The following is a 15,689-nucleotide window of genomic DNA, read 5'->3' as shown; positions in this document are numbered from 1 at the left end:
CATCTTGTCACTGGGTTGTCACTGCGGTGCGGTGCCTGTCGATGAAGGTCCGGGCTGAGGGCAGTGCGCTGTGCCGGCGCAGCGCTATCGCGAGAGGCTGGGTAGCGCGTATGACACGGTAGGAGGCGGCCTCGTCCGCCAGCCGCAGCGCGCTCATTCCGTGGTCGGCAGCGCGTTCCGGGTCGTAGTGCAGGTAGCACTCGGCGAGGTGTGCGTGCCAGAGTCCGGCGTCGATCGGTGCGATGGCGGCTAGGTCGCTGAGGAGCTCCTCGAAGATCGTGGTGGCGGATGCCGGATCACCGAGCAAGTGCCGGCAGCGGGCGTCAACTGCGGCAACGTAGCGCGGGTCGCAGTGTCGGGCGAAGTCGTCCTCATCGACCGCGTTGGCATCCACGCCGGGCAGCTCATGTTGGGCCGCCATGATTGCGGTACGTGCCTCGTCGTCGCCGCTGGCAGCTAATGCCTCGGCCATGCGGGTAAGGCACAGCGCGCGGGTTCGGGCTGGTACCGAACGGGGTGCCAGGGAGCGGCGTGAGAAGACAATCGCCGCCCGAACGTCGCCGTTGTCGAGGGCACGTTGACTCTGCCGCATGAGCGTGTAGGCGGCAAGCGATGCGTCATCAGCCTCAATCGCGCGACGGTGCGACCGGTCAAGCCACGCCCAACCTTCGGGCGCGGCGGTGTTGTCGGCGATCCAACTCATGAACTCCGACCAGCGGGCATCGACCCGTGCAAGGTGCGGACGACCGTGGCCGCCCTGGAGATCATCGAGAACTTCGAGGTACTCCTGCACACGGCCTCTGAGTTGAGGCCAGGTTCGCATGGGTTGGTTCGTGAACTCGTCGAGTGCATGTAGCCATGCCTCTGGATCGCCGTCGAGAAGTTTGCCACCGACGCGGACGTGGAGTGGCCGGCGCGTAGCCGGTTGGTCCGGGACATGGCCGGATCGGATGGCGTCCGGGGTACGCCGCGGACTGTAGAGGCCGAGTTCGGTGTCGGTGGTGGCGCCGAGCACGTGGCGGAGGGCAGTGCGGCGTTCGCGGCTGGGCCAGCGATGTTCTCCGCGTTCGAGTTTGCCGACCCATCTGTGGTCGACGTAGTGGGCGGTGAGGCTTCGCCCGGGGTAGAGGAGGTCGAGGGCGGTGTTGATGGCGTCGGCCAGCTCGGCTCGGGACATGCGCTGGCCGGGCCGGTGCGGTGACGTCAGGCGTTGGCGGGCCTGGACGAGCAGCCTGTTGGGCGTGATGACGGTGTCGGGGTGGCGCGGCATCTACACCTCCCTCGTGGGGCAGGCAAGTGCCGATCGAGCCGCATGGGTAGTCGATACCCCCGATGGAAAGTAAACACCCTGCCGGTGCCGCACCGGATGGCTCTCCCATAGATGGGAGTGCCGCCCGGAGGCAGCCCTTTAGAGTAGAACGCTGGCCCTTCCCGGAGGTGTCGTACGTGATCAGGTCTGTTGTGTTCGATGTCGGTGAGACGCTGCTGGATGACACTCGGGAGTTCCAGGCGTGGGCTGACTGGCTGCGCGTGCCAAGGCATACCTTGTCGGCTTTGGTGGGGATCGTTGTGGCGCAGGGCCGCAACAACGCCGAAGCGTTTCAGTACCTGCGTCCCGGCATCGATCTCTCGGTCGAACGTGAGCGCCGTGAGCGTGCTGGTCACGGTGAGATGATCAGCGAGGATGATCTGTATCCGGACGTTCGTCCCGCCCTCGCTGAGTTGCGGAGAGTCGGGTTGTGGGTTGGTGTGGCTGGCAACCAGACCAGCCGGGCCGCGGAGCTGCTGCGGCAATTGGCGCTGCCGGTCGATGCTGTCGCGACGTCCGGCGAGTGGGGGGTTGCCAAACCGGATCCACGGTTCTTCACACGGGTTGTCGAGTTCGCCTGCGGCAGCGCGGACGAGATCCTGTACGTCGGTGACCACCGTGACTATGACGTGAGAGCTGCTCAGGCTGCTGGGCTGCGGTCGGCGTTGATCAAGCGTGGCCCTTGGGGGCATCTGTGGGCTGGCGACCCTGTGATGGCCGAGCACGGTGTCTGGGTGCTGGAGTCGTTGGAGCAGTTGCCCGGTCTGGTTCGGCCGGGTTAGCCGACCGCTGCCGTTGCCCATCGCGCGTACTCGGAGAGGCGGTCGTCCGTCGATGCTCGTGAGCGCAGCAGGGCGAGGACCTGACGCACGTGAGGGTGGATGCGGGTGTGTTCGGGCGCTGCTGTCCTTGCGTGCAGCAGCGCATCGACGGCTTGCGCAGGAGTGCCCGTCTGAGCGTGGGCGCGGGCCAGGTCGATGTAGAAGTGGGAGCGACGTTCGCTGGGAACGGTTGTCGGTGGGGCCCAGCCCTCAGCCGCGCGCAGGGCGGCGTCAGGGTCGCCGGAGTCGAGGGCGAAGGTCATTCTGTGTATGCGGACCGAGGAGGGGCCGAAGGCGGTGCCGTGATATTCGCCCTCAGGCACCGCCCGTGCGTGAACCTCGGCCTCTTGTAGATGGTCCCAGGCTCGCGATGGTCGCTGGGCGAGGCCAGCGAGTACTGCGGCGCGCATGTGCAGGGCACCATATGCCGCCCGGCCGGTTTGGCTCGTGCAGGAGCTGATGTTGGCTGCGGCCCGCTCCAGCAGCGCCCGTCCCAGGTCCGGCCGGCCGTTGTGGAAAAACAGCTCCCCGCGTACGTACTGGGCCGTCGCCATGATTGCTGGGTCCGATGTGTCTTGAGCTGTACTGGTCATCATGGTGATGATGCGGGCTGACAGGTCGTGGTGACCGAACTTGTCCGCAAGAGCGTCCGCCGCCCGGTACGCCTGAGTCAACAGGGCGGCGATGCTCTCGTGTCGTGCGCCGGTGCAGGTGAGTCGCGCGCGGTGCAGCTCATCGAGTAGGGCGGGGACAACGGTCGCGAGCTGGTGGTAGTTCGAGGTAAGGCGCAGACGCACGACCTGGTTCACGGCGGCGCGAAGGTCATCCGCAGGCCGGACCGGGCCGTCGGGGGGAACGTCGAATGCGTCGAGGCAGGCACGGAGCCCGGTGAAATCGATGCGCGTCGGAGCAGGAACGAGGCGGCTCACGGCATCTGGACCGGGGTCACCGGGTGGCGTTCGTCGTGGGCTGTAGAGGCCGAGATCAGCGTCAGTGGTGGCGCCGAGAGCACGTCGGAGAGCGGCGCGGCGTTGCTCGCTGGGCCAGCGGTGCTCCCCGCGTTCCAGCTTGCCCACCCATCGGTGGTCGACGTAGTGAGCGACGAGGTCCCTGCCCGGGTAGAGCTGATCCAGAGCGGCGTTGACCACATCGGCAAGTTCGGCCCGGGACATGCGCTGCCCAGGCCGCCGCGGCGATGACAAACTGGCACGTCGCTCGGACATGAGCCTGTTCGGCGTGATCATCGTCTCCGGATGACGAGGCACCAACACCTCCTTTCGAGAACCGACCGGACCGGTACAGATAGGCGAGCGGGCTCGCCGGACGCCGGGAGACGCTGCCGCGTGGCGTGCGGTTTCTGGCTGTCGCCATCGTGGTGGCGAGCACACTCAGAGTCAAGGAAGTCCCGGGCGGCGTCACCGAGACGGGAGCCCGTCTCGGTAACGCTACTTATGGACGCGGTATCGCGAGCCCCCTGAAGCCGGGCGCGTCTTGCCCGGGTCGTGACGCGAGAGGTGCTTGTGCCTCTCTGTCACGATGGGGATGCGAATCCACCATCACGAACGGCTTCGGTGAAGGCGTGCCATTGTTCCGGCTGGAACCGCAGCACCGGTCCGGCGATGTTCTTCGAGTCCCGTACCAGGACCGGTTTGGTGGTGTTGGCAACCTCGACGCAGTTGCCGTCGTCGCTGTAGCTGGACTTGCGCCAGATGTGCTGGTGTGTCATACCGAGACTCCTTCAGTGGGTGCCAGGCGCTCCGCCGCGGCGCGGAGGAGACGAATACTCGATTCAGGTGAGAGCGCGGCGGTCTTGAGCCGGCTGTGCAGGCTCAAATAGGGGTCCAGCTCATCTGGGTCGGTGTGGATCACGTCGTGGGTGAGGGTGTCGACCGCGATGGCCTGTGAGCTCTGCGGGTCGCGATAACGGTAGATCGAGTACGCGGACCGGGGAGCGCTGTGACCCCTGATCGATGCATCTACGGGCAGCACCTGGACGGTCACGGATGGATGGTGCGCGCACACATCGACGATGTGTCGAAGCTGCTCGGCGACGACGACGGGGTCGGCGGCGCAACGTCGGATCGCGATCTCGTCGATGACGGCTTCGTACCGCGGCCCGCCAGCGGCGAGCACCAGGCCCTGGCGGCGAGCGCGGGCGGTGACTGCGGCGGCGGGATCGAATTTGTCACCGTGACGGGCGGGTTCGCTGCGCAGCCGGGCGTCGGCGAACGCTGGTGTCTGGAGGAGGCCGGGGATTAGCGAAATGGCGTACTCGGTGATGGTTTTGGTGCCGCTTTCGAGGTCGGCGTAGATGGCCTGTCGGACGCCCATCCGTTGGGCCTCGGCCACCCACCATCCACGCGCCCATCCGTCGGCCGCCGCATCCATGATCGCGGTCCGCCGTTTCACGCCTACCGATAGGTAGTCACAAATTCCGCTGACGAGATCGATGTCAGGGCCGAGATGTCCGTTCTCCAAAGCACTAATCTGCTGTCGCGGAAATTGCAACGCACGGGCAATGGACTCGCCCGTCACGCCATGCTCCTCCCGTAGGCGACGGATTTCGTGTCCGAGCCAGCGTCGGCGGACGTACGGACTGGGACGGTTCACCGGCAGCCTCCACGGACCACACAAGCCCGGTCGACGGTGCGGTCGGCCGGGTGATGTCACTGTAACCCCCAATTCGTTGGGTGATTCTGACGCGCCCTGAGGATCCGCCGCTTTTTTGGCAGGCCAGACGCTAGTCGGACCGCAAGTCGGTGTGCGAGGTCGGACCGAAGGTCGGTATTCCCAGCGTGAACCTCCGGTCGGCATGATCTCCGTGAATGACTAATGGCTGAGCTTGAGCGTTCGGCTGGCGATCGGGATTGACGGTCACTCAGACAGGCGGTGCTCCCAGTGTTGCTACTGGCGATTGCAGTTTTTATCGGCTGGTTGGCCGGGACGGTCACCTATCGGTCCTCCGAAGGTGGTGTGGCCGGCGCGGGGGGCTTTCTTCGCTGCGCTGCCTGCGAACCGGCTTGACGACGATCAGCTGATTCATGAGGTGCGGCGGCACGTTTGACCACCAGCAGATCCCAGGGCGAAGGTGACGGGGTTGAAAAGCGCTGCGAGACGAGGCATCGCCGCCAGGGTGCGTCCGTTGGCGGACCTTCCTGTTCGGCTCAAGGCGGCGCTGATCGTAGTGCCGACCGTGCTGGCTGCGGTGCTGTCGACGGGGTTCGGCCTTTGGGCGTCAGCTAGAGAGGCTGACGCAGCCCAGCGCGCCGGTGACATGTTCATCGCGAGTGGGGCCGCCGCGGAGGTGACGCAGCGGTTACAGGTCGAGCGGAACGCTGCGGTGGGTCTGCTGCTGCCTGGCTCGACGGTTACTCCTGCGGATTTCGAGCGCGCGGTCCAGGGCACGGATCGGGCAGTTTCGCGGTTCCGCGAGCAGCGTGACCGGCTTGATGGGCCTCCGGAGTCCGTGCGAGTGGTGTTGGCCAGGGTCCACGCCGGTTTGGCGGAGTTGGGAGCGCAGCGGCAGCGGGTGCGTGGTGATGGTCGGGTGTCGTTGTCGGCGGTGGCCTTCGCCTATCGAGGCGTCATCGCTGATCTTGACGACGTGCTGCCCGCCGTGGCTCAGAGCGGGGTTTCTCCGCAGCTCGCCGATGAGATGCGGGCGTCGGCGGCGTTGTCGCGTGCTCGGGAGTCGGTGGGTCAGCAGGAAGTGGCGGTGTTGCAGGCGGTGGCGGCGCGGCGGTTGACTCCGGCGCTGCATGCCGAGATTGTGGCCGCGCGGTCGGTGCAGGACGAGGCGTTGCGCGAGTTTGATGGACTTGCTCGGTCGTCGTGGCAGGCGTTCTTGGGTCGGACGTTGACCGGCCCTGACGTGTTGGCCGCCGTGCGCTTGGACGGGGCGGTGTCGGGCACCGGCGTGTACGAGCCGGTGCGGTTGCCGGGTGGTGCTGAGCAGTGGAGCCGGGTGATGACCGCCCGGGCGGATCTGCTGGCGCAGGTGCAGGCGGCGGTGAACGCCGATGTCGCGGCTGCGGCTGATGACCTGTGGTTGGCGCAGGTCCGCGTGGCGGTGGTCCAGGCCGTGGTGCTGCTGGTGATGTTGCTGGTGGCGGTGGTGACGGCAGTGCGGGTGGCCGGGTCGCTGGTGGCTCAGTTGTCGTCGCTTGAGCAGGGTGCCCGGCGGGTGACGGATGTGGAGTTGCCCGCGTTGGTGCGGCGGTTGCGGGCGACGTCGGATCCGACGGCGGCGCAGAACCTGGCCGGCGGTGCCGGTGGGGTGGCGGTTCCCGTGGTTGGCCGCGACGAGGTGGGTCGGGTCGCGGAGGCCTTCAACCTGGTGTTGAAGGCCGCAGTGGACGCGGCGGTCGGTCAGGCGCGGAGTCGTGCCGTGGTGAGCGCCATGATCACTTCTGTTGGTCGCCGGGTGCAGACGTTGACCGATCAGTTGTTGGGCAGCATCGATTTGCTGGAGCTGGACGAGGAGGATCCGGACCGGCTGGCGAAGGTGTTTACCGCGGATCAGCAGGCGACTCGGCTGCGCCGTTATGGGGCGAACCTGTTGATCGTGGCTGGCGGGGGGCCTGGCCAGTCGCAGCGTGAGCCTGTCGTGCTCAGTGATCTGGTCAACGCGGCGTTGTCGGAGACTGAGGGGTTCGCGCGGATCAGCGTTCGGCGGCTGGTCGAGGTGGAGATCGACGCTCGTGCCGTGGACGCGGTGAAGTCGATTCTGGCGGAGTTGTTGGACAACGCGACCCGGTTCTCCGCCGGTGAGGTGCAGGTGTTCGGGGTGTGGTCCGGACACGATGTGCAGGTCCTCGTGGTCGATTCCGGTCTTGGGTTGCTTCCTGAGCAGTTCGCGCGCGCCAACAGCTTGTTGGCGAGTCCGGAGGTGGAGGTCGCTGTCACCGACCAGATGGGTTTGGTCGTTGTATCCCGCCTGGCGCGCGAGTTCGGGGTGCGGGTACGGCTGAATGCCACCCGGCCCACTGGTCTGACCGCTGAGGTGGTGGTGCCTGCGGTGTACGTGACGCGGGTACGGGTGCGGGAGATCGTCGTGCCGGGCCAGGTCCAGCACACACCGCGGCCTGCCCCCGTAGCGGAGTCGCCTGCCTCTCCATCGATGCCCTGGGCTGGTGTCGGGTGGGCGGGACCCACCGCCCCGGCGCCGGTGGCGTCACCACAGCCGCCACCACCGACACCGGTGGACGCGACGGTGGAGCTGCCGGCGGTGCCTCGCCAGCGACGACCGCTGCCGCCAGGTTCGGCGGAGCCGGGGGAGCCGCCCATGTTTCAGGAGATGGCGGCCCAGTCGCCGTGGCTGTGGCCGGGAACCGACGACGGCGGCGGTTTCCGCACGGCCGCGGACGCGGGCTGGCAGGCGGCGACGTCGGCCGTTGAACCGTCCACCGATGGGCGTACCGCGTCTGGTCTTCCTCGACGACGCCCGCAGGCGCATGTGGTGCCGGGCGGGCTGCCGACAACGCGGCCGTTGCCCGAACCGTCGAGGCGAATCGACCCGGCGGCGATTCGGGCGCAGGTCGCCGGCACGGTGCGTGGCCTGCGGGCCGCGTCTTCTACTCCTCCCCTTTCGACAGGAGAACGCTGATGAGCGTCAGTACCGTTTCCCGCCACCCTCAACTCTCGGTCGTGTTGGATGGCTTGGCCCGGCAGATGCCGGCCGTGGCGCACGTCGTCGCGGTGTCCGGTGATGGGCTGCTGCTGGCCAGCACCGCCGCGCTGGACGCCGACCGGGGTGACCAGCTCGCCGCGATCGTGTCCGGTCTGGTCAGCCTGGCGCGTGGTGCCACGGACCTGCTGCAGACCGGCGGTGTGCAGTTCCAGATGTTGGTGATGCACGACGGCATCTTGGTCGTGCAGCAGGTGCCCGACGGATCGTCGCTGGCGGCGTTGGCGCGCGCCGACTGCGACCCGGCCGCGGTGGCGTACGAGCTGGCGGCGCTGGCCGCGCGCATCGGTGAGGCGGTCAAGCCAGGACCGCGTACGGCCGACTGACCCGTGGCCCGGTGGTGGTGAGTATGTCCACGGACGTCAGCGTGATGGGCGGTCGCCCGTCCGTGCTCACAGTGCTGGTGGCCGGCGGCCCGGGAGTGGGCAAGACCTGCTTCCTACGGGCCGCCAGCCGCGGCCACGCGGTGTTGGCGGGCTATCCGGGCAGTGTGTGGGAGATCGGCTACGCCACGCTGCCGGGCGGTGTCACCGTCGCCTTGCGCACCACTCCGGACCAGCGGCGCTGGTGGTGGTTGTGGGACCGCCTCGCTGCCGGCGCGTGCGGGGCGGTGGTGTTGGTCGACACGACCTGTCTACCGGCGTCGTATCCGGCGCTGGACTTCCTCGACGCCCGCCAGGTGCCGTATCTGGTGGCGGTCAATCGGCCGACCGTGGGTGCCCGTAACCGCCGTGAGATCCGAGAGGCGCTGCGCGTTCCGTCGCGGGTTCCGGTGCTGACCTGCGACGCGGCGGAACCTGCCTCTGTCCTGGCTGTCCTGCACCACCTCATCACTGCCGAGCCTGCCGCCCACCAGCGGCACCGCAGGCCTCTTCCCCTTCCTGATCACAGCGTTCGGACGAAAGGACTTCCGTGACTTCTCCACCAGCTACCCGCCGGTGTCGGCGGCGACTGTCGATCGCCGCCATCGTGGCCGCCGTGTTGCTCGCCGTCTCCGGATGCACCGGGTCGAGCCTCGGTGATTCGACCAGCGGCGGTGATGAGATCCGTATCGGGTTGATCGTGCCGAAGTCCGGCCCCTACAAGGCGATCGGCGATGACCAGGCCGCCGGCTGGCGGCTGGCTCTGGACAAGCTCGGCGGGCGGCTCGGGGGCCGGCCCGTGAAGGTGATCGAGGCCGACGAGGGTGACGGCAAGGCCACCGCGTTGGCGGCGGCGCGCAAGCTCATCGAGCAGGACAAGGTCCTCGCGCTGGTCGGTGGGACGACCGCCGACACGGTGCAAACCCTGTATCCGCTGTTGAACGAAGCGAAGGTGCCGCTGATCGGTATCGGCGGTCGGCCCTCCACCGTCGATGATCCGACTTACCTGTGGTCGACGTCGTGGTTGAGCCAGGAGACCGGCGCGTCGATCGCCGGCTACCTACGCGACAAGGTGGGGCAGGGGCGGGTGTGGGTGATCGGCCCGGACTACATCGGCGGCCACGACCAGATCGCGGGCTTCGTTGACGCGTTCCGTGAGGCCGGCGGTCAGCTCGCCAACCCCGACGGGAAACCGACGTGGACGCCGTGGGCGCCGGCCCCGACCACCGAGTTCTCCCCCTACCTCACGCAGATCAAGCAGGCCGCCCCGGCGGCGGTCTACACCTTCTACGCCGGTGCCAGCGCGATCGAGTTCGTCAAGCAGTACCGGCAGTACGGCGTCGACATCCCGCTGTACGCCTCGGGGTTCCTCACCGAAGGCGCACCACTGGCGGCCTTGGGGGAGAAGGCCAAGGGCATCTACACCGCCCTGAACTACTCCACCACCCTCGACAACGCGGCCAACCGGGACTTCGTGCGCCGCTACACCTCGGCCAACGACGGGAAACTGCCGAACACCTACCACGTCTGCGCCTGGGACGCCGCTCTCGTGCTGGACCGGGCCATCGCCGAAGCGACCGCCCGACCCGACGCCGCACCCGCCCCCACGGCACCAGCCGGCGAGGGCAGCCCGACGGCCAGCGCGGAGGCGACACCGTCGACCGCACCGGACGCGGCGGCGGGCGGGTTGACGTCGCAGTCGGTGACGGCGGCGCTGTCACGGGTCGGAGCCATCGACTCGCCCCGCGGAAGTTGGCAGTTCGGACCCAAGAACCACACCCCGGTGCAGGCGTACTACCTGCGCGAGGTCGCCCAGGACGGGCAGGTGTGGGTCAACCGCACCGTGCAGACCCTGACCACCCTCGGCTCCTGACCAACAGAGAGGCACCTGCGATGAGCACGACCACCACTGACGGACAGACCGGGTACATGTTCGACAACGCCACCGACGAGGCCGCCCACCAGCTTCGCCACCTGGGCGAGATCCTCGACCCGGGCACCCGACAGACCCTGCGGGAGATTGGTGTGGGACCGGGATGCAGGGTCACCGACATCGGCGCCGGGGCGGGCACCCTGACCGCCTGGCTCGCCGACCAGGTCGCCCCGGACGGGCACGTCACCGCCGTGGACCTCGACCCCCGCCACATCACCGCCGGCCCCACCGTCACCGTCCGAGCCGGCGACATCCGGAACATGGAGCTGGAGGGGTCGCAGCAGGTCATCGTGGCCCGGCTGGTCCTGATGCACCTACCCGAACGCGAACAGGTCCTCACCCAGCTGGCGCGAGCCCTCGCCCCTGGCGGGGTGCTGGTGGTGGCGGACTGGGACTGCACCTGGCGGGACATGATCCGCGCCAGCCCCAGCCCTCGCGCCACCCAGCTGATCGAACGCTTCCAGGACGCCCTGCTGTCCTTCGGCGAGTCGCGGGGCGCGGACATGGGCTGGGCCACACGGGCACCCGAGGCGATGCTGCGCGCCGGCCTGATCAACGTGACCAGCCGCATCGAATCCCGGTCCTGGCGCGGCGGCACCGGCATCTGCCTGCTGCACCGCTCCAACTCCATCCAACGCGAGCGGGAACTGCTGGCCGCCGGCATGACGGCTGAGGACCTAGCCGAGTTGCGGGAGGTGCTGATGGACCCGGAGCTGATGCTGTCGGGCTACCTGATGCACACCACCACCGGCCGACGCCCCATCCCCGCCTGACAAACCCCCGAGAAAAGGAAGGGAGGGTGTCGTGGGCCTGGACGGGCTCGTCAACGCCTACACGATCACCGCGCTGGACGGGGTCGCCCACGGGCTGCTGCTGTTCGTCATCGCGGCCGGCCTGACGCTGATCGTCGGCGTGGCCGGGGTGTTCTCCATGGCCCACGGCACCCTCTACCTCGCCGGCGCCTACCTCGCCTGGCACCTCGCCGACGGCGGCTTCACCGGCCTCACCCTCGCCCTCGCCGCCGCCGTGGCGGTGGGCGCTCTCGGCGGTGCGGGGCTCGCCGCCGCCGTGCGCCCTCTCACCGATCGGCCGTTGGATCAGGTGCTGGCCACCCTCGGCGTCGCCTACATCGCCGCCGACCAGTTCAGCACGGTGTTCGGCGCCGAGCCGCGCTCGGTCGACCCACCCCAGGCCGTGGCCGGGTCGGTCAGCCTGGGCGCCTTTCAGTATCCGGTCTACCGGCTGGGGTTCATCGCGGTCGCCGCCGTGCTGGCCGTGGCGCTGTTCTGGCTTGTCGAACGTTCCCGTACCGGGGCGGTCGTGCGTGCGGTGGTCGCCGACGCGGGGATGGCCGCCGCCATCGGCCTGCGCACCGGCATCGTCCGGACCGGGGTGTTGGTCGGTGGGGGAGTCCTCGCGGTGACCGCCGGGGTGCTCGGCGCCCCGGTCATCGGGCCGGCACCGGGGGCGGACACCACGATCCTGGTGTACTCGCTGATCGTCTGCGTCGTCGGGGGACTCGGCAGCATCCGCGGCGCCCTGCTCGCCGCACTCGGCGTCGGACAGACCCTCACCCTCGGCGTCGCCCTCGCCCCCGGCGCCGCCGCGTTCGTTCTCGCCGCCGCCATGCTCGCCGCGCTCACCCTCCGGCAGCGCACCACACTCCCCGGACGGCCCGCATGACCACCACCCTCACCCCCAGCCCCGGTGCAGCCACCACCCCTACGCCGAACAGTCGACGCCGCTCCATACCGGTGTGGTTGCCGGCTGTCGCGGGAGCCGTTGCTCTGGCAGGAGCGGTGGGACTGCCGTGGCTGGTCAACGGGTACGTCATCTCCCTCGCCGCCACCGGCCTGGTTATGGCTGTGCTCGCCATGAGCGCCCAGGTGTTGGTCGGGCTGGCCGGACTGCCGCCGTTGGGCCAGGCCGCCTACCTTGCCGTCGGCGCGTACACCGCCGCCACGATCGCCACTGTGACCAGCCTCGGCCCGATCCAGTTGCTCGCGGCCACCGCTGGCGGGGCGGTCGCCGCCGCCGTGACCGGTCTGCTGGCGGTGCGGGCGCGGGGCACCACCTTCCTCATGGTCACCTTCGGCCTCGGTGAACTCGTGCACGCCGCCGCCAACGCGTGGGCACCGGGCGGCAGCGAAGGCGTCCACACCCCGCCCGTGATCGCGCTGCCCGGCCTGCCGGCGATGGTGCGACCGGGCTGGGTGTACCTGTACGTGCTCGCCTGCACCCTGCTCATCGGCGTCGCCGTCGCGTTGCTCGTCCGCAGCCGCTTCGCCCTGCTGCTGCGGGGCATCGCCGCCCACGAACCCCGGGTCCAGGCCACCGGACACCATCCCGGGCGGCTGCTCCTCGCCGCCTACGTTCTCGCCGGTGGCATCGCCGGCGCGGCGGGTGCCCTGTCGATCGCGGTCACCCGGTACGTCTCACCCGCCGACGCCGCCATGGGCATCTCCGCCCTCGCCCTGGCCGCCGCGCTCATCGGCTCGGGCAGCATGACCGGCGCCTGCGCCGGCGCGATCCTGCTCGTCGCCGCCCGCGACTGGGCCGGTGGACTCCTCGCCGGCCACGGCACCACCCTGCTCGGCCTGTGCTTCCTCCTCCTGGCCTACCTGCCCCGGCACCGCCTCGCCGACCTCACCTGCCGATTCCCGTGGAGGCGGCCATGACCACACCATCACCGCACCCGAACACGAATAGCCCCCTGCTGCGGCTAGAGGGTGTCAGCCGCAGCTACGGTGTCCGCCACGCTGTCGACGAGGTCAGCCTCGACCTGCACGCCGGTGCCCGGCACGCGATCATCGGACCCAACGGCGCCGGGAAATCCACCCTGCTGCACCTCATCGCCGGCACCCTGCGCCCGACCGCGGGCCGCATCCGCTACGCCGGACACGACATCCGCCGCTGGCCGCCACACCGCCGCGCCCGCGCCGGCATCGCCCGCACCTGGCAACACCCCGCCCTGACCCGCCCGCTCACCGCCGCGCAGAACGTGCTGCTCGCCGTGCCCGGGCAACGCCTGGCCGCCCTGCGTACCGATCCTCGGGCGGTGGCCGCCGCGTATCAGGCGTTGACGCAGGTCGGCCTCACCGACCACGCCGACCTGCCCGCCGCGCGGCTCGCCTACGGCGACCAACGCCGACTGGAGATCGCCGTCGCCCTCGCGGGCCGGCCCCGGCTGCTGCTGCTCGACGAACCGTCCGCCGGCCTCACCACCGGCGAGATCACCGGACTCACCCAGCTGATCCGTGCCCTGCCAGCCGACATCAGCGTGCTGCTGGTCGACCACAACCTCGACATGGTCGCCGCCGTCGCCGACACCGTCACCGTCCTGCACCACGGCCGACACATCACCACCGGCACACCCACCGACATCCGCGACCACCCCGACGTACGCCGCGTCTACCTCGGCGCCACCCCCACCAGCCCACCAGCCCCCACCAATGCCGCCAGCGCCTGCCCGCACCCGACCGGGGCGCCTGTCCTGCGGGTACGCGACCTGCGTGCCGGCTACACCGGCGCTGCCGTGCTCACCGACATCACCCTCGACGTGCGTGCCGGGCGAGTGACCGCGGTCGTCGGCCGCAACGGCGCCGGGAAAACCACCCTGATCAACACCATCGCCGGCCTGCACCCGGCCGGGCCCGGCAGCGACATCCACCTGCACGGTCGATCCGTCGCGGGGCTCGACACCCGCGCCCGGGCCCGCGCCGGTCTCGGTCTCGTCCCCCAGGGCCGCCGTCTGTTCGCCGGACTCACCGTCGACGAACACCTCGCCCTACCCACACCACATCCCACCCGTGCCCGCACCGTCACCCCGCGGCAGGTTCTCGACCTGTTCCCGGCCCTGGCCGAGCGGCGCCACCACCGACCCGACCAACTCTCCGGCGGCGAGCAGCAGATGCTCGCCCTCGCCCGCGCGCTCGTCGCCGCACCCGACGTGCTGCTGCTGGACGAACCCTCCGAAGGACTCGCTCCCGCCGTCATCAGCCACCTCGCGGCGATCATCACCAGCCTCGCCAACCGCGGCACCGCCGTCCTGCTCGCCGAGCAGAACCTGCCCCTCGCCCTCCACGTCGCGCACGACATCGCGGTGCTCGACCGTGCCCGCATCGCCCGCCACGTCGCCACCGCCGACCTGCGCGACTGCCCCGATCAGCTCCACGACCTGCTCACCATCCCGGCCACCGCCACAGCATGAACCCGACCCCTGATTCCCACCGAAGCGGCGAGGCGACCTGCGTGCCTGCGCCGTGGTTCACCCGGCCCGCCGGCCCGGCCGTGTCGGGTGGACACCGCCGCCCGCCCAGCAGCCTCCGGCAGGGCGGACGGCAGCGGGTGGTTGGCGACGAGAACCCGAACATCGTCGCCAACCACCCCACCCACCACGATTACGCGCGTACCGGCGGTGGCTTCCCCGACGACGACACCAGCCTGTGGCTGCTCACCGACCTGGCCCGCTGCACCACCTGCTGGCAACTCCTCCAGCCCTACCCCGCCACCACCAGGCGTCGCTTCTACGTCTGCTTCTGCCTCACCCGCCACGACGCCGAGTACCTGGAAGCCCTCGTCGTCGGCTCGGCCGCCGCCCACGACCGCCGCACCTCGGCGGCCCGACCACTGATCACCTACCAACGCTGGCACCGATCCACCCGCGCCGACATCCGCCAGCACCTGATCCGCCTCATCGACCACGTCCTCGTCCATCACCCCGACACCGTCGAGCTTCGCTGACACTGCCACGCCTATCAGTCCTGACCCGCGACGCACGCCCGGAGGGAACCCATGACCCCAACATCACTGCCCGCACGCCTGGGGCCGACGCACCAGCTTCTCGACTCGACCATCCGCACCAACCTGGACCGGCTCGACATCACACCCGGCCAGGCTGTGCTGGAGGTCGGCGCCGGCCCCGGTGAGATCACCGCCCACCTCGCCACGCTCGTCGGCCCGGACGGGTCGGTCACCGCCGTCGACGCCGACACCAGCCACCTCGCCCCCACCCACATCATCGACATCTATCGGCGAGACCCGAACCGCGACTTGCTGCCCGGCACGACCGACAGCTACGACCACATCGTGGCCCGCTGGCACGGTCCTCTCCGCGATCCGGTCGACGTGGTCCAGCAGATGATCGCCCGGCTCCGGCCCGGCGGCACGCTCGCCCTGGCCACCATCACGCCCACCCCGCCTCGGATCTACCGGGCACCCGGCGCCGAGGACGCCGACCTGATCAGCGACGTCATGCACCACGTGCGCAGGGCTCTTGTGGGCTCAGACGGCGCGGGGACCTGGACCAGCGACATCGAGACGCTGCTGCTGGAATCCGGTATGGCGGGGCACTGCGTGCACACCGGCATCGAGACCTGGACCGGGGGCGGTCCCGGATGCCGTCTCCTCGCGGACATCGTCACGCACCTACGCCCCACCCTGACCGGACTCACCGACAGCGACATCGACCGGTTTGGCACGCTCATGGCCGACCCCGGCGTGCTCCTGGCGTCCTACGAGCGCCAGTTCATCCACGCCCACAAGGCCGCCTGAACCGCCGGCCACCATGAACCTGACT

At 69.6% G+C, this 15,689-nt stretch carries 15 protein-coding genes; 11 read left to right on the top strand and 4 right to left on the bottom strand.

Annotated elements, in window-relative coordinates; all coding sequences use genetic code 11:
- Positions 1-7: 7 nt before the first annotated feature.
- A complete protein-coding gene (locus KBX00_RS00480; protein ID WP_210822058.1) occupies positions 8-1,270 on the bottom strand; it encodes a hypothetical protein in 1,263 nt (420 codons plus the stop codon).
- Positions 1,271-1,446: 176 nt separating this feature from the next.
- Between KBX00_RS00480 and KBX00_RS00475 the strand changes: the two genes are divergently transcribed.
- Positions 1,447-2,091, top strand: a complete 645-nt coding sequence (locus KBX00_RS00475) for an HAD family hydrolase (RefSeq protein ID WP_210822056.1) — start codon at positions 1,447-1,449, stop codon at positions 2,089-2,091.
- On the opposite strand, the gene KBX00_RS00470 is transcribed toward KBX00_RS00475, so the two are convergent.
- The 3 genes from KBX00_RS00470 to KBX00_RS00460 form a co-directional block, all read right to left on the bottom strand.
- Entirely contained in the window at positions 2,088-3,395 is a 1,308-nt protein-coding gene (locus KBX00_RS00470) for a hypothetical protein (protein WP_210822054.1), read from the bottom strand. The two genes, KBX00_RS00475 and KBX00_RS00470, sit on opposite strands and share 4 nt — an antisense overlap.
- A gap of 266 nt (positions 3,396-3,661) precedes the next feature.
- The gene (locus KBX00_RS00465; RefSeq protein WP_210822044.1) at positions 3,662-3,856 is read right to left on the bottom strand and encodes a DUF397 domain-containing protein; all 195 of its coding nucleotides are present in this window, start codon (positions 3,854-3,856) and stop codon (positions 3,662-3,664) included.
- Positions 3,853-4,740 (bottom strand): helix-turn-helix transcriptional regulator, encoded by an 888-nt coding sequence (locus KBX00_RS00460; RefSeq protein ID WP_210822042.1) that lies wholly within the window; start codon positions 4,738-4,740, stop codon positions 3,853-3,855. Before KBX00_RS00460 ends, KBX00_RS00465 begins: the two co-directional genes overlap by 4 nt.
- A 487-nt stretch (positions 4,741-5,227) precedes the next feature.
- Between KBX00_RS00460 and KBX00_RS00455 the strand changes: the two genes are divergently transcribed.
- The 10 genes from KBX00_RS00455 (at position 5,228) to KBX00_RS00410 (ending at position 15,664) form a co-directional block, all read left to right on the top strand.
- Complete coding sequence (locus KBX00_RS00455) at positions 5,228-7,735, top strand: nitrate- and nitrite sensing domain-containing protein (RefSeq protein WP_301547111.1); 2,508 nt, start codon at positions 5,228-5,230, stop codon at positions 7,733-7,735.
- On the top strand, positions 7,735-8,142 hold the full coding sequence (locus KBX00_RS00450) for a roadblock/LC7 domain-containing protein (RefSeq protein ID WP_210822038.1): 408 nt from the start codon (positions 7,735-7,737) through the stop codon (positions 8,140-8,142). Before KBX00_RS00455 ends, KBX00_RS00450 begins: the two co-directional genes overlap by 1 nt.
- Before the next feature lie 23 nt (positions 8,143-8,165).
- Positions 8,166-8,732 (top strand): hypothetical protein, encoded by a 567-nt coding sequence (locus KBX00_RS00445; protein WP_301547110.1) that lies wholly within the window; start codon positions 8,166-8,168, stop codon positions 8,730-8,732.
- A complete protein-coding gene (locus tag KBX00_RS00440; RefSeq protein WP_210822036.1) occupies positions 8,729-10,051 on the top strand; it encodes an ABC transporter substrate-binding protein in 1,323 nt (440 codons plus the stop codon). Before KBX00_RS00445 ends, KBX00_RS00440 begins: the two co-directional genes overlap by 4 nt.
- A 20-nt stretch (positions 10,052-10,071) precedes the next feature.
- Entirely contained in the window at positions 10,072-10,884 is an 813-nt protein-coding gene (locus KBX00_RS00435; protein ID WP_210822034.1) for a trans-aconitate 2-methyltransferase, read from the top strand.
- 31 nt (positions 10,885-10,915) lie between these two features.
- Positions 10,916-11,794: a branched-chain amino acid ABC transporter permease gene (locus tag KBX00_RS00430; protein WP_210822032.1), complete on the top strand. Its 879-nt coding sequence runs from the start codon at positions 10,916-10,918 to the stop codon at positions 11,792-11,794.
- A 116-nt stretch (positions 11,795-11,910) separates the two neighbouring features.
- Positions 11,911-12,789 (top strand): branched-chain amino acid ABC transporter permease, encoded by an 879-nt coding sequence (locus tag KBX00_RS00425; protein ID WP_307867910.1) that lies wholly within the window; start codon positions 11,911-11,913, stop codon positions 12,787-12,789.
- Positions 12,786-14,321: an ATP-binding cassette domain-containing protein gene (locus tag KBX00_RS00420; RefSeq protein ID WP_210822028.1), complete on the top strand. Its 1,536-nt coding sequence runs from the start codon at positions 12,786-12,788 to the stop codon at positions 14,319-14,321. The genes KBX00_RS00425 and KBX00_RS00420 overlap by 4 nt, the downstream gene beginning before the upstream one ends.
- Before the next feature lie 41 nt (positions 14,322-14,362).
- Positions 14,363-14,854: a hypothetical protein gene (locus tag KBX00_RS00415; protein WP_210822026.1), complete on the top strand. Its 492-nt coding sequence runs from the start codon at positions 14,363-14,365 to the stop codon at positions 14,852-14,854.
- A gap of 51 nt (positions 14,855-14,905) precedes the next feature.
- A complete protein-coding gene (locus KBX00_RS00410) occupies positions 14,906-15,664 on the top strand; it encodes a class I SAM-dependent methyltransferase (protein ID WP_210822024.1) in 759 nt (252 codons plus the stop codon).
- The last annotated feature ends 25 nt before the right edge of the window (positions 15,665-15,689 follow it).

The sequence above is a fragment of the Micromonospora sp. C95 genome (assembly GCF_018070465.1).
GTDB lineage: Bacteria > Actinomycetota > Actinomycetes > Mycobacteriales > Micromonosporaceae > Micromonospora.
This window is presented reverse-complemented; position numbering and strand designations above follow the sequence as displayed.

Bases quoted from the DNA above. Each gene is read 5' to 3' on its own strand.
- KBX00_RS00445 (WP_301547110.1), top strand. From the start codon at position 8,166: ATGTCCACGGACGTCAGCGTGATGGGCGGTCGCCCGTCCGTGCTCACA.
- KBX00_RS00465 (WP_210822044.1), bottom strand. From the start codon at position 3,856: ATGACACACCAGCACATCTGGCGCAAGTCCAGCTACAGCGACGACGGC.
- KBX00_RS00410 (WP_210822024.1), top strand. From the start codon at position 14,906: ATGACCCCAACATCACTGCCCGCACGCCTGGGGCCGACGCACCAGCTT.
- KBX00_RS00420 (WP_210822028.1), top strand. From the start codon at position 12,786: ATGACCACACCATCACCGCACCCGAACACGAATAGCCCCCTGCTGCGG.
- KBX00_RS00450 (WP_210822038.1), top strand. From the start codon at position 7,735: ATGAGCGTCAGTACCGTTTCCCGCCACCCTCAACTCTCGGTCGTGTTG.
- KBX00_RS00435 (WP_210822034.1), top strand. From the start codon at position 10,072: ATGAGCACGACCACCACTGACGGACAGACCGGGTACATGTTCGACAAC.
- KBX00_RS00480 (WP_210822058.1), bottom strand. From the start codon at position 1,270: ATGCCGCGCCACCCCGACACCGTCATCACGCCCAACAGGCTGCTCGTC.